The 16,883-nt window shown below is 53.2% G+C and carries 18 protein-coding genes and 1 riboswitch; of the genes, 1 reads left to right on the top strand and 17 read right to left on the bottom strand.

Features of this window, described 5'->3' with window-relative positions:
* Window positions 1-3: 3 nt before the first annotated feature.
* The 5 genes from EKM97_RS08395 to EKM97_RS08375 form a co-directional block, all read right to left on the bottom strand.
* On the bottom strand, window positions 4-2,145 hold the full coding sequence (locus EKM97_RS08395; protein WP_125571955.1) for a penicillin-binding transpeptidase domain-containing protein: 2,142 nt from the start codon (window positions 2,143-2,145) through the stop codon (window positions 4-6).
* Window positions 2,142-2,516, bottom strand: a complete 375-nt coding sequence (ftsL2, locus tag EKM97_RS08390; protein ID WP_125571954.1) for a cell division protein FtsL — start codon at window positions 2,514-2,516, stop codon at window positions 2,142-2,144. The genes EKM97_RS08395 and ftsL2 overlap by 4 nt, the downstream gene beginning before the upstream one ends.
* Window positions 2,513-3,466: a 16S rRNA (cytosine(1402)-N(4))-methyltransferase RsmH gene (rsmH, locus tag EKM97_RS08385; protein ID WP_125571953.1), complete on the bottom strand. Its 954-nt coding sequence runs from the start codon at window positions 3,464-3,466 to the stop codon at window positions 2,513-2,515. The genes ftsL2 and rsmH overlap by 4 nt, the downstream gene beginning before the upstream one ends.
* Window positions 3,466-3,897 (bottom strand): division/cell wall cluster transcriptional repressor MraZ, encoded by a 432-nt coding sequence (mraZ, locus tag EKM97_RS08380; RefSeq protein WP_125571952.1) that lies wholly within the window; start codon window positions 3,895-3,897, stop codon window positions 3,466-3,468. The genes rsmH and mraZ overlap by 1 nt, the downstream gene beginning before the upstream one ends.
* A 177-nt stretch (window positions 3,898-4,074) precedes the next feature.
* Window positions 4,075-4,419, bottom strand: a complete 345-nt coding sequence (locus EKM97_RS08375) for a hypothetical protein (RefSeq protein WP_125571951.1) — start codon at window positions 4,417-4,419, stop codon at window positions 4,075-4,077.
* Window positions 4,420-4,536: 117 nt separating this feature from the next.
* Here EKM97_RS08375 and EKM97_RS08370 point away from each other — a divergent pair, with 117 nt between their 5' ends.
* Window positions 4,537-4,650: a DUF4044 domain-containing protein gene (locus EKM97_RS08370; protein ID WP_125571950.1), complete on the top strand. Its 114-nt coding sequence runs from the start codon at window positions 4,537-4,539 to the stop codon at window positions 4,648-4,650.
* Window positions 4,651-5,262: 612 nt separating this feature from the next.
* Here the strand turns inward: EKM97_RS08370 and thiT are convergent.
* The 12 genes from thiT to EKM97_RS08310 all read right to left on the bottom strand — a co-directional run bounded on the left by thiT (window position 5,263) and on the right by EKM97_RS08310 (window position 16,422).
* Window positions 5,263-5,838: an energy-coupled thiamine transporter ThiT gene (gene thiT, locus EKM97_RS08365; RefSeq protein ID WP_125571949.1), complete on the bottom strand. Its 576-nt coding sequence runs from the start codon at window positions 5,836-5,838 to the stop codon at window positions 5,263-5,265.
* Between the two features lie 44 nt (window positions 5,839-5,882).
* Window positions 5,883-5,979: riboswitch (TPP riboswitch) on the bottom strand.
* Between the two features lie 81 nt (window positions 5,980-6,060).
* The gene (cls, locus tag EKM97_RS08360) at window positions 6,061-7,449 is read right to left on the bottom strand and encodes a cardiolipin synthase (RefSeq protein WP_125571948.1); all 1,389 of its coding nucleotides are present in this window, start codon (window positions 7,447-7,449) and stop codon (window positions 6,061-6,063) included.
* A 21-nt stretch (window positions 7,450-7,470) separates the two neighbouring features.
* Complete coding sequence (locus EKM97_RS08355; RefSeq protein WP_125571947.1) at window positions 7,471-8,283, bottom strand: amino acid ABC transporter substrate-binding protein; 813 nt, start codon at window positions 8,281-8,283, stop codon at window positions 7,471-7,473.
* A gap of 3 nt (window positions 8,284-8,286) precedes the next feature.
* The gene (locus EKM97_RS08350; protein ID WP_125571946.1) at window positions 8,287-8,922 is read right to left on the bottom strand and encodes an amino acid ABC transporter ATP-binding protein; all 636 of its coding nucleotides are present in this window, start codon (window positions 8,920-8,922) and stop codon (window positions 8,287-8,289) included.
* 12 nt (window positions 8,923-8,934) lie between these two features.
* On the bottom strand, window positions 8,935-9,591 hold the full coding sequence (locus EKM97_RS08345; protein ID WP_125571945.1) for an amino acid ABC transporter permease: 657 nt from the start codon (window positions 9,589-9,591) through the stop codon (window positions 8,935-8,937).
* A gap of 571 nt (window positions 9,592-10,162) precedes the next feature.
* Window positions 10,163-10,957, bottom strand: a complete 795-nt coding sequence (gene minD, locus EKM97_RS08340) for a septum site-determining protein MinD (protein ID WP_125571944.1) — start codon at window positions 10,955-10,957, stop codon at window positions 10,163-10,165.
* The gene (locus tag EKM97_RS08335; RefSeq protein ID WP_125571943.1) at window positions 10,957-11,613 is read right to left on the bottom strand and encodes a septum site-determining protein MinC; all 657 of its coding nucleotides are present in this window, start codon (window positions 11,611-11,613) and stop codon (window positions 10,957-10,959) included. The genes minD and EKM97_RS08335 overlap by 1 nt, the downstream gene beginning before the upstream one ends.
* A gap of 18 nt (window positions 11,614-11,631) precedes the next feature.
* The gene (gene mreD / locus EKM97_RS08330) at window positions 11,632-12,168 is read right to left on the bottom strand and encodes a rod shape-determining protein MreD (RefSeq protein WP_164507493.1); all 537 of its coding nucleotides are present in this window, start codon (window positions 12,166-12,168) and stop codon (window positions 11,632-11,634) included.
* A 4-nt stretch (window positions 12,169-12,172) separates the two neighbouring features.
* Window positions 12,173-13,027 carry a rod shape-determining protein MreC gene (mreC, locus tag EKM97_RS08325; RefSeq protein ID WP_125571941.1) on the bottom strand — a complete coding sequence of 285 codons (855 nt, stop codon included), beginning with the start codon at window positions 13,025-13,027 and terminating at the stop codon, window positions 12,173-12,175.
* Window positions 13,028-13,214: 187 nt separating this feature from the next.
* Complete coding sequence (locus EKM97_RS08320) at window positions 13,215-14,216, bottom strand: rod shape-determining protein (protein ID WP_125571940.1); 1,002 nt, start codon at window positions 14,214-14,216, stop codon at window positions 13,215-13,217.
* Between the two features lie 195 nt (window positions 14,217-14,411).
* Window positions 14,412-15,059 carry a JAB domain-containing protein gene (locus EKM97_RS08315; protein ID WP_125571939.1) on the bottom strand — a complete coding sequence of 216 codons (648 nt, stop codon included), beginning with the start codon at window positions 15,057-15,059 and terminating at the stop codon, window positions 14,412-14,414.
* Window positions 15,060-15,120: 61 nt separating this feature from the next.
* Window positions 15,121-16,422: a bifunctional folylpolyglutamate synthase/dihydrofolate synthase gene (locus EKM97_RS08310; protein ID WP_164507492.1), complete on the bottom strand. Its 1,302-nt coding sequence runs from the start codon at window positions 16,420-16,422 to the stop codon at window positions 15,121-15,123.
* Window positions 16,423-16,883 lie beyond the last annotated feature (461 nt).

Here is a 16,883-nt window from a genome sequence, read left to right as displayed (position 1 = left end):
TTTCTATTGTCCGGAAAACTTGATTGTACCACCATTCGTGCTCATCAAGGACCCCGCTTTTAAACTCTGCGCACTAGCGAAACCTTCACCTTTGAGTGTAAAGGACACGCCGGTAATCTGCGCCAATTTTAACACATCAGATTTACCCCAACCAATTACAGATGGCATCGTCATCGCGCCATTGGTCAAAATAATGCTGCGACTGCCCGAAAGTAATTCCTGACCAGCTGCTGGTAGCTGTTGCACAACCTTGTTACCACTGCCGACAACCGCCACCTTTTGGCCGTAATCCTTCAGCGTTTTTTCAGCGCTCGTCAGGGTTTGCCCGGTGACGTTTGGCATCGTGCTGGTTTTGCCCGGCGTTGCCGTACTCCCCGTCAGCGCGATGGTGCGTTTCACGAGCGGCGTGAAGATGGAGTTGAGCATCGTCTGGTCGTCTGTCGTCATCTTTTGCGGCTGCCGCATTGTCAGGTACACGATGTACTTCGGTTTACTCAGCGGGAACATCCCCGCCACACTGAAGGTGTAGTTGTTCGTGCCGCTCAGGTAACCGTGAGTGCCGGCCACCTGCGCCGTCCCGGTTTTCACCCCGAGATCGACGCCCTTAATTTTGTAAATATTACCGGTCCCATACGTGGCGTTCACGACCTGCTTCATCGCAGCGCGCACACCCTCGGCGGCGCTTTGACTAATGACACGGCCGTAAGACTTCGTGCCGTAGTTCGTCACCTGACCAGTTCGGGAAACAACCTTGCTGACAACACGCGGCTGCACCATCACCCCATTGTTGGCAATGGCCGTCATGGCCCGCAGCATCTGTACCTGCGTCACGTTAATCGCTTGCCCGAATGCGGTGCTAACCTGATTCAATTTACCATTAAAGGAAATATTCCCAGTCGACTCGTCCGGCAGCGTAATGCCCGTCTTGGTGCCGAAACCAAATTTCTTTAGGTAACTGCGCCAGGTTCTGGCCCCCATGTTCTGCTCAATCTGCACCATCCCGGTGTTACTACTACGCGGGAAGGCCTGGCTCAGCGGAATGGAACCCCAACCTGATTTCTGCCAATCATAAATGGTCCCGCCGCCGATTTTGACGTGTCCGGATTGGTAATATTCGTTCGGCTTGTAGGTGCCACTATCGATGGACGCCGCCAGCGTCATGATTTTCATGATGGACCCGGGTTCGTAAACATCCTGGTAAAGATCACTACTCCATTTGGACAAGCCCGTCCCACTCACGGGGTCAAAAGTCGGCCGCTCGCTGGTTGCCAGAATCGCACCAGTCTTGGCGTTCATGACCGTCGCCGTAAGTTCCTTCGGGGCGTACTTACTCTGCAGTGAATCCATCAGTGTTTCCAGGTACGATTGCAAGTTGGTGTTAATGGTCGTGTAGACCGTGCCCCCATTGCGAGCAGGTGTCTTCTTGGTCTTACCACCTACCAGCTGGTAGCCAAAGCCATCAGTTTCTGCCGTGGTCGAGCCGTTCTTACCTTCCAGAACGGAGTTGAATTCACGTTCCAGACCCATCCGGCCACGAATAACGCTGATACCCGTTTGCTCGTTCTTCTTGCTGGCCACTAGCCCAATCACGTGGGAGGAGAAAATACCGTTCGGATAAAGCCGCGTGCTAGATTCCTCGAAATAAAGTCCCGGAATCTTTTCGGCTTGAATGCGTTGCTTCGTGTCGAGCGACAAACTGGCTCCCGCCGTGCCAAACTCCACCTGGGTGGTCTGTTTATTCGCCGGGTTCAGTTTTGCTAAAACCGCCGCACTGGAAAGATTCAGGTACCGGGAGAGCACGTCCGCTGTTTTTTGTTTATCCTGAATCTTCTTGCGCTTGTCCCCTTTGTACTGCGATTTGAGCAACGCGTAGACTTTGTAAGTATTCCCAGATTCAGCGATAACCGTGCCGTCTGCGTCCACAATCTCGCCACGTTTTGCCTGAAGCACCGAGGTGTGCGTTACCTGCATGATGCGGCTTTTCTTGAGGTTGTGATCGTCGGCTTGACCCATGGACAGTGAGACAAATCGGGAAACAAAAAGAAGCAGAAGAAAAGCCGACAATGCAATCATGATGACGCCGAAAACTTGCCGGTTCTTTCTTAAGCTTGATTTTGTGGCGCGACTATTTTTCTTGGACTTCATTTAACCGCCTGCTTCACGCTTCCCTCGATTACCGTGAGGCCGTGAGCCTTGGCAAAAGCGCTGAGTCGTGAGGAGTCAGTCAATTCGCTAACTGCCTGCTGGAAGTTCGCAATTCCGGTGTTCACCTTCGTGATGTGCACCTGCGTGTCGTGGAAGCTGTGTTCGGTCTGGATGACGCTCACCTGTGCAAAGACTGTTGCCACAGCAAAGCCAAGTACAACTAGCCCAATCGTACAGGAAAGTAGCTTCTCAAGTGGTGAGAAACGCACGCGCGTTTTATGTACAGGCGCCGCCTTGGGGTGCGACTGCGTCTGGGGTTTGCTGGCTGGGATTTCGGTTTGAGTAACACGTGCTGCATTGTCCATCATCATAGTTCTGCCTCCGCGGTATTTCTTTCAATCACACGCAACTTGGCGCTGTGCGCACGGTGATTGGTTTCAATCTCTTCATCACTCGGTAAAATAGGCTTTCGAGTAATAACGGTATAGTCGCTATGCATATCTTGCGGTAACACGGGTAAGCCACGTGGCACTTCAGGCAGTGCCGCCGCGTCCCGAAACATTACCTTGACCAAGCGGTCCTCTAAGGACTGGAAGGTGATGACGGCCACGCGGCCGCCCGGACGAATCAACTTGATTGCTTGGGTGAGGGAATCTTCTAGTGCCCCCAACTCATCGTTCACCGCGATGCGCAGCGCCTGGAAGACCTTCTTGGCCGGATGCCCACCTGTGCGCCGCGCACGGGCAGGAATGCCGGCCTTGATGAGCTCCACGAGTTCAAAAGTCGTTTCGATTGGCTTTTCGCTCCGCGCACGTTCAATCTGGCGCGCAATGGGCTTGGCGAATTTCTCCTCACCGTAACGATTGAAGATGCGCAGCAATTCGTTGAACGACCACTCATTCACAATGGTCCGGGCGGTCAGCTCCTGGCTCTGATCCATCCGCATATCGAGCGGTGCGTCGAAGCGGTAGGAAAAGCCGCGATGCGAATCATCGAATTGCGGGCTGGAAACACCCAAGTCATACAAGACGCCATCAACCTGCGTGACGCCGCGTTCTGCGAGCGCACTATCCAGATTGCGGAAGTTGTCATGAATCAGATGAAAGTTCGCCGGCATTTCGGCAAACTGGCGCTCAACTGCCGCAATCGCGTCAGCGTCCTGATCAAAGGAATACAAGTCACCAGTGGTCAACTTGCTCAGAATCAAGCGGGAGTGGCCGGCCCGGCCGAGCGTGGCGTCGACGTAAACGCCGTCAGGTTTAACATTCAGCTCTTTTGCTGCGGTGTGCAGAAGCACGGTTTCATGTTTAAATTCCATAATTACAACCCAAAGTCCATAAGATTTTCAGAGATTTCGTCGAAGTTTTCTTCGGCGCCTTCAGCAAAGCTGTTCCAGCGATCCTCGCCCCAAATTTCAATCCGGTTCGAAACACCAACCAAAACACAAGCCTTGCTCAATTCCGCGTGCTGCATGAGCGGCTTGGGAACGTTAATGCGTCCCTGCCGGTCCAATTCACACTCGGTTGCGGCGGAGTAGAGGAAACGCACGAAGGTCCGCGCGTCCTTCTTGGTAAGTGGCAGCTGTGCAACTTTTTCCTGCAGCTTCTGCCACTCCGCTTCGGGGTACCCAAACAGGCAGCCGTCCATCCCGCGAGTCAGTACAAAACTGGCCCCGAGTTGTTCACGGAACTTGGCCGGAACAATCAGGCGGCCCTTGGCATCAAGATTGTGATGATATTCGCCCATGAACATGCGCCGGCACCCCTTTCATAAGGCTAATTCTACCACATCCCCCCACTTCTCACCACGAATTCCCCCCTATTAACACTTTGTTACCAAAATGAAAAATTTCGCTTGTTCCGAAAACGCAAAAAAAGCCGTGAACTCAAGGTTCACGGCCGAATGTATGTTCGATTTTTCAGTGGGGCGTCATCCCAAATGTGTAATTAATAGATTTAACCACCAGAAGCTACTCGTGAACGCAATTATCAGTCCAAATTGGCGGAAAAAGCGGCCAATCAGTAAATCATAAACGCGCAGTACAGTAATCCCAATCCACACCAAGCCAATCGCAGCCGTTGCCGTCAGGCACCCGAAGAAATAATCTGGGTTGGTTCCCCCCACGAGTAGCCAAATAGCGGCAAAGTTAATCACGCCAAGCAACAAAAGTGGGATTTGCCCCCACCGGCGACCGCGCGTGAAATATAAAATGATGATTGACGCCACCAAGTAGATAGGCGGAAGAACCGTTGCGAATGTGTGCACTTGTTTCACCTCAAGCTCTAGTTTACCTTGATGATGAATCGTTGAGAAGACTTGCGAGAAAAATTGCCAAGATATTAGGAAACGGGTAGACTAGGACAGTAAATACTACAAAGGATTGATGTTCCCATGAAAAAAGAAAAAAGTACCCTCGCCAAAATCTTGCAGGTGTTCGTTTGGGTCATGCTCATCGTCACTGTGCTGAGCGCAGTCATTGGTATCCTCTCCCCTATGTTCAATTAAACCTGTTCTCAGGCCAACGATAAGTTGGCCTATTTTTTTACTGTCTGTCAGCTTAAGTTCGCGCCCGCGAGGGTGTGCCTTGCGCTTTAAGCTGTTTTCGTACCGTCGCTAGGCGGTGGGGTCGGCAACTCTGGTGAGTGTGCACTTGGGTTCCACAATTGAGGACTGCGCGGCCGACACGTTACAGAGTGGCGCTCAAACTAAGGCTACGAGCGAGATGTTTCTTTAGTTTCACCAGCACGAGACTTGCAGGAACATTATGTTGATTCCTCAACGTAACGTTGAAAATACCACCACGATCGTGTTGTGAATGCACTTAGGGCCTGGGGTGGATTGGCGTAGCGAACAGGGACGGAGTTAGCGACAAGAAAAATGGCCGTGTATGCCCGACATGAACTTAGTCGGGTGTACACGGCCTTTTTTCTCGGGAGCGGGACTTTGACGCCGGTTTTGCGTCAAAGTCCCCAGTGGAAGACGGCAAAGCCGGCTGAAACGGTCCCCGCTAACGGAGTCCCTGTTCGCGAAGCTAATCCACCCCAGGCCCGACCTTTGGTCGATTTTCACAGAAGCCATCCTTGCGGATGGTATTCACACTTACGCTGAGGGACAGCGTTAAGCGGTTGCCGTGAACAATTTTGGCGAGACACGCAACAGAACCGACAGCACAGCGACGGCGAAAACAATCGACGCCACGGCGGAACCACCGTTAATAATCAGCGAGTACAAAACTGGGGACTGTCCCTTTGGTGCGTAACTACCCCAGTAGATTACCCCAGCAACGAAATGGCAGAAGTACTTACCAACACCCGCAAACACAATGCCGACAAACATCAGTAAGTACGCCCGCGCGGACTTACCATCATGCTGTGCACGCTGGAAGGATGCGCTGCACAGCCCTGCTAAGCCAACCAGAGTGAACGCAATGGGGTATTCAAGAATGCCCTGCAGCGCGTTCAGGACACTGCCACCCGGAATGCCGCGCAGAAACATATCAATCAATCCCCACACCAATCCAGCGGCCAGTCCAGGGCCGAAGCCTCTTCGCAGTGCGTATACGCCGAGTGGAATCAAGCCAAACTGCAGTTCAATTGCGGAAACCCCCACCGTGTGCGGAATGTAATTGAGCGCCTCAGCAAACGCCACGATGATGGCGCCTTCAACTAAAACTAACAACCTGTGATTTTGCATAACAAAACGGCCTCCTTGACCTTAAACCAGCACAAAGAGACCGTAATTACGGCTTCCACAATTCCTACGCTCGTGCTAACGAACAGGTTCGAAGGGTCTGGGTTTCCCCACTCTCAGCCAATGGCTCCCCCTTGTGGTGGTTTATTTACTTTAGTAGTGGTACTTGATCATCATATGCAGTCCGTCTCAGCTTGTCAACCAAAATGATGCCGCTTCCGGCACCTACAAAATTGGCGCAATTAAGCGGGCCAACTCGCTGCGCAAGCGCTGCCCCGAAGTGACATTTTGGAAATACTGGCGGGTAAGTTCCTTTGCAGCAGCCTGATTGTCCAGGAAAACGTCGGTTAACTGGCTACTAAAGCGCAAATCGTAAACAAAACTGGTGACTTCGTAATTCAAATCAAAGCTGCGCGGGTCAAAGTTGGCGGTGCCCAGTGCCACTACCTCTTCACTAATCAAGGTCTTACTGCGCAGAAACCCACCTTCATAGGTAAAAACACGCGCACCAAGCAGCGCCAACTGCTCCAAGTAGAACAAACTGGCGCGTGTCAGCAAGCGTTTGTCGCTTTGACGGGGAATCATGACGCGCACGTCCACCCCGCGCCCAATTGCCAGTGCCAGCGCATCGAGCAAACTCGTATCCGGGATAAAATATGGGCTCTGAATATAAACGTAATCATTAGCCGCCGCAATCAGGCGCTGATAGGCAAGTGATAGGTCGCTGAGCTGTGTGTGCGGACGACTCGGCAAAAACTGCACCGTACTACCCGTACCCTGTTGCGGCGTTCGTGGCGGCAAGGTCGCCAGTGTCTGTGTACGCGCGGTGCGGTTCCAATCGCGCACAAAAATGCTCATTAGTTCCCAGACGCCGCCGCCGCGGACACGCAGGTGCAAATCACCAGCTAAGCGCGGGCGATTCTTCTGGCGGCCTAAGTTGAAGCCACCCGTATAGGCTTTGTGCGCATCGATGATCACAATTTTGCGGTGATTCCGAAAGTTGACCCGCGGGTTAATCCATCCCCACTGACCGGAGCCGAACGCCTCTACTAAACCGCCGGCGGCACGTAGCGGCTGCCAGAAATGGTGCGGCAGACGCCGCGACCCAAATGCATCGTACAAGACGTCGACGCGCACCCCATTTTGCGCGCGTTCGGTCAGAATGCGGAGGAATTCATTGCCACTCGCGTCCGGCTCGATGCTGTAGGCCTCAACCATAATTGCTGACTGTGCATGCCTGAGATCATGAAACAGCCGTTCAGTGAACACATCCAGATCAGTATAGAGGCGCAACTGATTATCACGAGTTACAAGCGACGCCGTGGATTTCAGCAGCGTGCGTTGCAACATGCGAGTCGAACTGAGGGGTACCGCCTTAATCTGCTTTTCTGCCAGTGCCACGCGCTGCGCATTATAAACGGCGGGTTCAGAGCGCAAGCGGCCTCCCGCAATCGGCCGACCAATGACAAAATAGACGGCAGTCCCAATGATGGGGACAAGCAAAACGAGCAGCCATGCCCAGCTGCTCGCAATATCCCTGGTGTTCTTAAACACGGTCCAAAACGCGAAGACCGTGTTCAAAAGCAGAATGAGTATTACTATCAACTGAATCATGACTGCTCGCCTTTCCTAATCCTATTGTTCAGTGGTTCCGAACCACTTCTTTTGAATTTTGGCCAACTGACCGTTTTTCTTCAAAGTCTTGAGTCCACTGTTAATCTTGCTGTCGAGTTCGGTATCCGACTTGCGCATTCCAATGGCAAAGGATTCAGCCGGGAACGACCCGTCCGTAATGCGGAAGGACTGCGGATCCTGCTGGTGGGCAACGTAATAGCGCGCGTAGACTTCATCAATCACGAGGCCCTGAATCCGGCCAGCGTTCAAATCGATAAATGCATCGTTAAACGTATCATAAAGCACTGGCTGTTTCTTCTCAATGATATTCTTCAATTTTGCCGGCTGGGCATCAATGTCGGCAGCGCCACTCGAACCAGATTGTGCACCAAGGGTCTTGCCCTTCATGTCGGCAAAGGACTTGATGTTGGCGGCCCGCTTGCTAACAAGTACCTGGTGATTCTCCAGGTAGTCGTCGGAAAAGAGCACTTGCTTTTCCCGATCAGGCGTCACCGAGTAACCGTTCCAAATGAGGTCAATCGTTTGGTTACGTAATTCAGTTTCCTTCATTGACCAGTCGATGGTCTGAAAACTGCACTTGATACCGTATAACTTGAAGACTGCCTTCGCAAGGTCGATATCGTAGCCCACAAGCTTGCCTGACTTCGCACGAAAACCCATCGGCACGAAGGAATCATCAAGCCCAATGACCACTTTTTTCTGCTGCTCAATGCGCGGCCACGAGTTGCTCTTGCTGGTCCGCGCGCAGGCGGTCATGGCAAAAGCACCAACCACGACGGCGAGGAGCAGACTAATTTTTCGCAAAATTCGCATCGACTACTCCTTCTTCCCATTAGGCATCGTGAACACAGTATCGGCAACGGCCGCGGCAAAGTCCATATCGTGAGTCACGACAACCTGCGTCATCCCGTCTTGCTTGAACTGGTTGAGCATCCCCGCCACGTTGTCCCGGAGCGCAGGATCCAGCGCGCTGGTTGGCTCGTCGTAGAGCAAAACCTGCGGGTTGAGCGCCAGTGCGCGGGCGATAGCGACCCGCTGCTTTTGCCCACCGGACAGTGTTCCCGGATACGCATTTGCCTGCTCACTCAGCTGCAGCTGGTCCAGCAGTTCACCGGCCTTTTTGTCGGCCTCCGCTTGGCTGGTGCCAGATAGCGTTGGTGCGAGCGTGATGTTCCGCTGCACAGTGTACTGCGGGAAAAGACCAAAGTTTTGGAACACAACCCCGAGAACGCCCTGCTTGCGCAGTTCTTCTGGCGTCACACTCGCGCCGTTCCAAATCATGCTGCCCTGATCGGCATTTTCCAAACCGGCGATAATCCGCAGCAAGGTGGTTTTACCAACCCCAGACGGACCAACGATGGCCAGTGTCTTACCATCGGTGACAGTCAGGTCAAGATTGCTGAGAATCTGGCGACCGTTGAACGCTTTACTAATACCCTTCAATTCCAACATGTTGACTACCTCCTAGCGGTAAAACGCGAACTTCTTTTCCATCTGCTTCTGCACCATTGTCAGCACAAAAGTCATCAGCAGGTAGATAATCCCAACCAGAACCAGCGGTACCAGCGTCACGTCGCGTGCCGTGGCGATGTTCCCCGCCCGCAGCAGGTCGCCCAGCCCAATGACGTAAACCAGTGAACTGTCCTTGACCAGGTTGATGACTTCGTTCCCGATACTAGGGAGCACAATCTTCACAACCTGCGGGATGATGACGTAGCGCAGCGTCTGCCAGCGCGTCAAGTTCAGCACCGTTGCGGCTTCGAACTGTTCCTTGCTGACGGCCTGGAAACCGCCGCGGAAAATTTCTGCGAAGTACGCGGCGTAGTTGAGGACAAAGGCGAAGATAACGGCGGAACCACGATCGAACACAACGCCGATAGTTGGCAACCCGTAAAAGACGAAAATGAGTTGCAGCAGCAGTGGTGTGCCGCGAAAGACCCAGGTGTAAATGTTGAGCAACCAGCGAATCAGCAAAGCAAGTGGATTCTTCGCGGTGGTGCTCAGTCCCAAAGAGAGCACCACACCCAGTGGAATCGAAATAATTAGCGTCAGTGCAAATACCCAAATCGTTGTCCACGCGCCGCTAAACAGTGCGGGCAAAATCTCCATAATGTAATTCATTGTCGTACCTCCCAGAATATCTCTGCATTTATAATTGCCATCATCGTAATCAAAAAGCGCCCCCTGCAAGCCCAACGGGCTGCAGAGGACGCACATGCGTGGTTCCACCTCTTGCTCACTATCTGTTCACACAGATAGTCTCAGCTACTTGCAAAACGTTCATGAGTACAAAAAAAGCCCTCCTACGACAACTGTCGTAAGAGGGCGGAGCGACCCGCGGTGCCACCTCTTGTACGTCTGTAAATTACTTCACAGACCTCAACTACTTGTTATGCAAGTAGGGCTGTAACGGGCCAACCCGGGGGCACCTACTTAATTCAACGCCCCGCTCACGGATGTGGGAAACCGTCCGAACCACCTGCTTCTCAGCCCCGCAGATTCTCTGTGTGTTTGGTTTCAGTTTCGTTTCCGATCAACGATTTTTGATGTTGTGACTAATCTACCCCAGTTCAGGATGCGTGTCAACAATTATCAAAAAGATTATGATTTAGAAAGCGGCACCATCTGCAGAATGCGGTAACCGGAAAAAAAGGTGACACTGCACTTCACTGCAGAATCACCTCGTTCTTGTTTAGTCGCGATGGAACAAGCGTGCCCAGAAACCGCGCTTTTGCACGGTAATCTGTTCAAGCGGAACCGTCTCGCCGAGCAAGCGGCGGGCCACATCGCGGTAACCACGGCTGGCCGCGTTATCCGGATCCATTACAATGGTCTCCCCACTGTTGGAACTGGCAATGACTTGATCGTCATCGGTGATAATCCCCAGCAGATCGATGCCGAGATGCTTGGTGATTTCGTCGATGTCCATTGATGAGCCATCAGCCAGCATGTGCGGCCGAATACGGTTGATAATGAGTTGCGGCTTGAGTGACATTGGCTTTTGCTCAATGAGCCCCACCACGCGGTCAGCGTCACTAACCGCTGAGATTTCCGGTGTCGTAATCACGATGGCACCATCAGCACCAGCAACCGCATTCCGAAAACCTTGTTCGATCCCAGCGGGCGAATCCAGAATGACAAAATCAAAATCTGGTTTAAGCTCCGCCACAATCTGCGCGACCTGTTCAGGATTCAGTGCATCCTTATCCGCGTTTTGCGGTGCCGGCAGTAAGTAGAGTAAATCATCAAAGCGCTTGTCCTTGATGAGTGCCTGGTGCAAACGGGCCCGGCCGTTGGCAACATCGACAATATCATAGATAATCCGGTTCGACAGTCCGAGCACCGCGTCCAGATTACGCAAGCCAATGTCCAAATCCAGCAGTACGACACGTTTGCCAGCAAGCGCAAGCGCCGTCCCAATGTTGGCACTCGAAGTGGTCTTACCAACGCCACCTTTACCTGAGGTCACAACTAAGGAAGTTCCCATTATGACTCCTCCATCCGTTCAAAAATCTGCGGGCGCACGGCCTGCAGCTGATCAATTGTTGTGTGGACAAGTAGGTGTTCATCACTCATGTAACACAGTGAATCATCCCCGTAATCCTCATCCGCCACGATTTCCACCGCGTCTGCAATGCGCACCTGCGTCAGTTTGGCAAGGTGTCCCGCCGCAACCGCGTACGCATTTTGCGGGTAACCGGCGTGCACGACGCCCTCCGCGTTGCCCATGACAAACACAGAGCCCCCGGCGCGAATAGCGCCACCCTTGTGCAGTACGCCGGTGAACACAAGGTCCCCGGGCACTGCCAGAGTCTGGCCAGAGCGGATAATGCCGCCTGCGAAAGTCGTGCGGGCTTTGGCCACGCGCAGCGCAACCGTGTCCGCATCCACGACATCGCTATGGAGCAAACGGACTGCAAAGCGCGGGTATTCGGCAAAAATCGCCTCAATCGCCCCTCGCTGCTCCTGTGTCAGCAAGCGGTGACCAGTTTCAATGACGAAGTTGACATTGCCGCTAGGCGTGTCCTTGTACAGATGGCTTAGTAAAGCCTCCAGCCGCGTGCACACGTCCGTGAACGCGGCCGCCGCGTCCAGAGACAACTCGAAGCCGTCTGCTCTACCTTTTAAGATAACTGCGTCCATTTTTCCACCCCAGTCAGTTTAATCTGTACTTAATTTTACCAGTAATCGCGAGCAAGGGTAGTACAGAATTGCAAACAAAATCAGGTTGATCTCGAATGACGGGCCCAAATGCTGGGCAACCATCTGCAGCACGTCAATGGTTGTCTCGTTGATGAAAATAGCGAAAACATAGTTCATCACGCCGCTGACTGTGAGCAGAATCACGTAGAGTGCGAGCACAAATGGCCAGGTCCGCGGGATGTATGGTCGAATCATTAGCATTAAGTACACCAAGGCGGGAAAGATAAAGGCGTGCACACCAAGAATGCCGGTGTAGTACGAGTCATAGATTAGACCGAACAACACGCTCCAACCCAGCAGCCAAGATTCGCGCGGAACAAAGACACCAATCAGCACGAAGGCAAGTAAAGTGAGTTGCGGCACCCCCGTGTTCATTGGCATCATTGTCCACTGCCCCAAAACGTGACTCAAGGAGCCGTCTAGACAGAGCGCGAGGAGCAGGACAACGAAGGCGAGCCAATGACGAGTGAATGGTTTTTCGTTAACCTTGCTCAAGTCATTAACCCCCAATCGTCCGCCGAATAACGCTCACGACGGAAACATCATTCAAGTTGCCGGCCGGCTTCAGGTAAACCGTGTTGGCCAAACCGTAGTCGTCCTTCTTGACACTGGTCACTGTTCCAATGAGCAGGCCCTTTGGCGTGCGTCCACCAAGCCCAGAAGTGTAAACCATGGTTCCCTTCGGTACCGTCACGTCGGTGGACATCTGGCCCATGACGAGTTCGCCACTGGCAGTCTTGTAACCACTAATGACACCATTAACCGTCTTTCCGTGGGCAACAAGCTGCGCCGCAAAGCGGTTAGCGGCGTTGTTGTCGGTAGAGATGAGTTCAACCTTAGAATTGGTTTGGTTAACCTCAACAATGCGGCCAATAATCCCCTTGTCGGACATTACAGGCATGTTCTTCTTGAGACCCGAAACCGAGCCCTTATCCAAAATGATCATGTTGCGCCAGTCAGTTGCGGAACGCGACTTCACCGCCGCCGTCACGGTATCATAATTGGTCAAGGTTGCGTTGAGCTTCAACTCTTTTTTGAGCTGCTTGTTCTCCCGCTGCAAGGTCTGGTTGCGCACCTTGGTCTGGGCCAAACTGTCCACCTGGCTCTTCAGGCGTTCGTTCTCAGAATAGGTGTTCATCAAGTTGGCAATGTCATCGAGTCCATTATTAATGGCGTTAGCGGGTGCATCCGTGACCGTGGCGACAATGCCCACCGCATCGTTCCCGATTTGCTGCACAACTGGTGGGGTGCTCTTCTTATCACGCACCACCACCGAAACTGAAACAAGCCCCACACAGACGAGCAATGCCACCATCAGGACAATTAGACGCTTGTTTGAGAAAAATTTTTGCATGATTTCCTCCCTCGAGGGTTTTGACAAATGGCGGCGCCTAAGCGCAACGCCGTAGTCGCGTGCCGATTGCACAACAATTCCAATTCGTCCGACCCGTGAGTCGCACAAACCACAGACTGTTCGCGATTCAGCACAGCCTCACCACAAAAAAACAAAGGGCCGGAACAACCGTCCCGACCGCCCCGTTTTAGTGCTTCTTCATCACGTCAATGTTCTTCAGTGATTCGCCAGTCCCGATTGCCACGCAATCAAGTGGGTCCTGGGCAATAAATACTGGCACCTTCGTTGCGTCGCTAATCACGTCGGACAGGCTCTTGAGCATTGCCCCACCACCGGTCAGCACAATTCCGTGGTCAATCACGTCAGCCGCGATTTCTGGAGAGGTTTCTTCCAGCGTTTCCTTAATGGCATCAATAATTGCCCCGACGATTTCACTCATCGCGGTTGCCACATCGGTCGCCTTAATGTCGACCGTGTGTGGTAAGCCGGACAAAAGGTCACGCCCGCGAACGGTCATGCCGTCAAGCTGTTTGGCTTCTTCGATGGAAGCAGAGCCGATGGCCATTTTGATTTCTTCGGCCGTCCGTTCCCCAATCAGCAGGTTGTAGTTCTGCCGAATGAAGTTCATGATGGCTTCGTCAATCTTGTCTCCCGCCATCCGGATAGACCGGCTGGAAACAATCCCGCCCAGAGAGATTGTTGCAACATCAGTAGTCCCACCACCAATATCAACAACCATGCTCCCGGTCGGATCCATTACGGGCAAACCAGCACCAATGGCCGCTGCGTATGGCTCTTCGATGACGTACGCATCGCGTGCGCCCGCTACCTTGGCAGCGTCAATGACGGCCCGCTTTTCGACTTCAGTGACACCACTTGGGACACAAACCATCACGTAAGGGTGGCTGTTGTTGCCCAGTGCCTTTTCCATGAAGTACTTGAGCATGGCCGCGGTGGTATCGTAATCCGCAATCACGCCGTCCTTCATGGGCCGAATCGCCGTCATGCTAACGGGTGTCCGACCAATCATATCCCGGGCCTCTGCCCCAACTGCCACAATTTCGCCCGTCTGGGTATTCTTTGCGACAACTGAAGGTTCACGCAGAACGATGCCCTTGCCTTCAACATAAACCAGGGTATTTGCTGTCCCCAGGTCAATTCCGATGTTTTTTGCGCCTAATCCAAACAAGCTGTTCTCTCCTTATCGGTCAGTACATTTTTCATTCATTTGTGAGTATATCATAAAGCGCCCCCCTTGTGCGCAGGCTAGGGCCACTAGCTATTAAAGCTTCTGTTAAAGCCGATATTTTTGAGCCAGGCGTGCGGATTGTTTACTGAAAACTAAACATTTTTGAGGCAGACCACTCTTGCATTTTGCATTGAATTAGAGAAGGCCCTCCTCGCGAAACGACAGGTAGTCATCACCGCCCACCACCACGTGGTCCACAAGCTCAATGCCCATCATTTGACCACTCATCCGGATGCGTTCTGTCACGTCCTCATCCTGACTGCTGGGGTGCACGTCCCCACTCGGATGGTTGTGGCAAATGACAAAGCGGCTGGCGCCAAGCACCAGTGCTCGTCGCAAAATGACGCGCTGATCGGTCATGCTGGCTTCAATCGTGCCACTGGAAACCATTTCTTCGCAGAGAATCTGATTCTTAATATCCAGAAAAAACACCAGCATCTGTTCCTGCCGAATACCAGCAAAGCGGTCCACCAGAATCTCACCAAGCTGCTCCGAACTGTAAATTTGCCCGTGCGGCACAGTTTGCTGGTGCAATGCCCGACTGGCAAAGGCCAGTGCAGCCTGCACCAAACGTTCTCGCGCGGGGCCAACACCAACTAAGGTTTCTAAGTTGTGATCCGGACTTAAGCTAAGACCCTCGAGGTGCGGGTAGTGGTGCAAGATACTTTGCACCGCCATCGGTGATTCAAGTCCAGCAGCGCCCAACAACTCCCCCACCAGCTGCTCATCACTAGCCGTTGCGGTTTGCACTTCCCATTTTAATTCGCCTTTGTATTCGCTCATCAAAAACACCCTCCTTTACTGTTTAATTCCGCAAAGGAGGGTGTTTTTTACCGAAAAAAGCTTACTCGTTACCGAGCAATTCCTGGCGCACGGCTGAAGCCAAATAAAGTGAGCCCAGGATGACAATCATGTTGTCTGGATTCTCGTGAAGGGTGTATGCCAGAGCCTCATGCCAGTCCATGACTGGCCAATCCGTGGCGCCGGCCGCACGGTAATCGTCCACCGTAGCTGCACGGGGATTGTTCGGTACAGGCACCAAAATCACCTGCGCGCCAAAATCAGCGAGTTGCCCAATCATTTTACTGAGTGCTTTATCAGCCAAAATGCCGACAATCAGTGTCACTGCTTCCGGTTGCATTCGCCGCAAGGTGCTGAGCGCGGCCGCTACGCCATTCGGATTGTGCGCCCCGTCCAGCACAATCAGTGGCTCAGTACTGATCCGCTCCATCCGCACCGGCCAGCTGGCAGCGGCGAGGCCGCGTTTGATGTCCGCGTTGGTCAGCGGCAACTGCAAACGCTGGGCAAGCAACTTGCTTGCCCGAATCGCGACGGCCGCATTTTGCGCCTGGTAACTGCCAATAAGTGGAAACTCCAGTCCGCTCAGTTTGCCATCCGCATCACGATACTGCAAGTGCTCAGTGAAACTGCGCGCATCCGGCGTGCCGCTCGCACTGAAGTCCTGGTCAAATTCATCCAGGCTAGCAGCACCGACTGCCTCAACGCGGGTAAGCACTTCAGCACGCGCTTCGGCTGGCAACTTCCCGATGACTGCGGCGACGCCTTCTTTGATGATTCCGGCCTTTTCGTGCGCAATTTTGCCGACGGTATCCCCCAGAATCTCGGTATGGTCAAGTGCCACGTTCGTTAAGACGCTCACCTCTGGCATGATGACGTTCGTGGAGTCATGCGTGCCCCCAATGCCCACTTCAATCACCCCAACATCTACGCCCTGATCAACAAAAATCAGGAAGCACATGCTGGTGATGAATTCGAACTCCTTGAGCGCAAACTCGGAGTCCTGCTGGCGCAACTCATCAATGGCGGTCTGCACCCGCCCCGCCGCAACGCGAATGGTTTCGTCGCTCACGGGCCGGCCATCCACCTGGATGCGTTCATTAAACCGCATGATGAACGGTGACGTGAACAAACCCACGGTGCAACCAGCCGTCTGCAAAATGTGGGCGATAGCGTTACTTGTTGACCCCTTGCCGTTGGTTCCCGTCACGTGGACAAAGTGCCCGTGGCGTTCAGGATGTCCCAAGTGAGCAAGCACAGCGCGTAACTCAGCGCGCGTGTTGCTGCGCTTAAGGCGCGGCAAGGCGTGAATGTGTGTTAATGCTTCAGAATAGGATGCAAATTCCAAGGTTATTTCCTCCTAAAATAAAAAATTGACCTGTGGGAGACAGGCCAATCTTTGTGAAACATTCAGCTGCCCCTCCAGTGGGAGTCCGGAAGCACAAGCTTTCTATACTTAGTAATTATACACACTTTCTACGGGCAAACTAGCCTTAAACGACAAAATTTTGTTTCACCGTCATAAAAGCTCACGATGTCCGTCAGCGTAAGTCTTTTAGCGACGGAGTCGCACTGGGCCTCTGCGGCGTTTTCAAACCGCCGCTAGGCGGTGAAGTCGGCAACTCCGGCGTGAGTGCGCTTGGGCTGCGCTCCGGAGAACTACGTCGGGCGGGACCGCTCCAGGCGGCCCTACGGTGTCCGTCTCACTACGCGCTAAAGCGCGAGGTCGACTGGCTTCGCCGTCTTTCGCTGGCAGATTTGCCGCAAACCCGGCGTCAAATCCGCGCTCCTGAGATAATCTGCGGTGTA

The organism is Lacticaseibacillus songhuajiangensis, assembly GCF_003946025.1.
In the GTDB taxonomy this organism is placed as follows: Bacteria; Bacillota; Bacilli; order Lactobacillales; family Lactobacillaceae; genus Lacticaseibacillus; species Lacticaseibacillus songhuajiangensis.
This window is presented reverse-complemented; position numbering and strand designations above follow the sequence as displayed.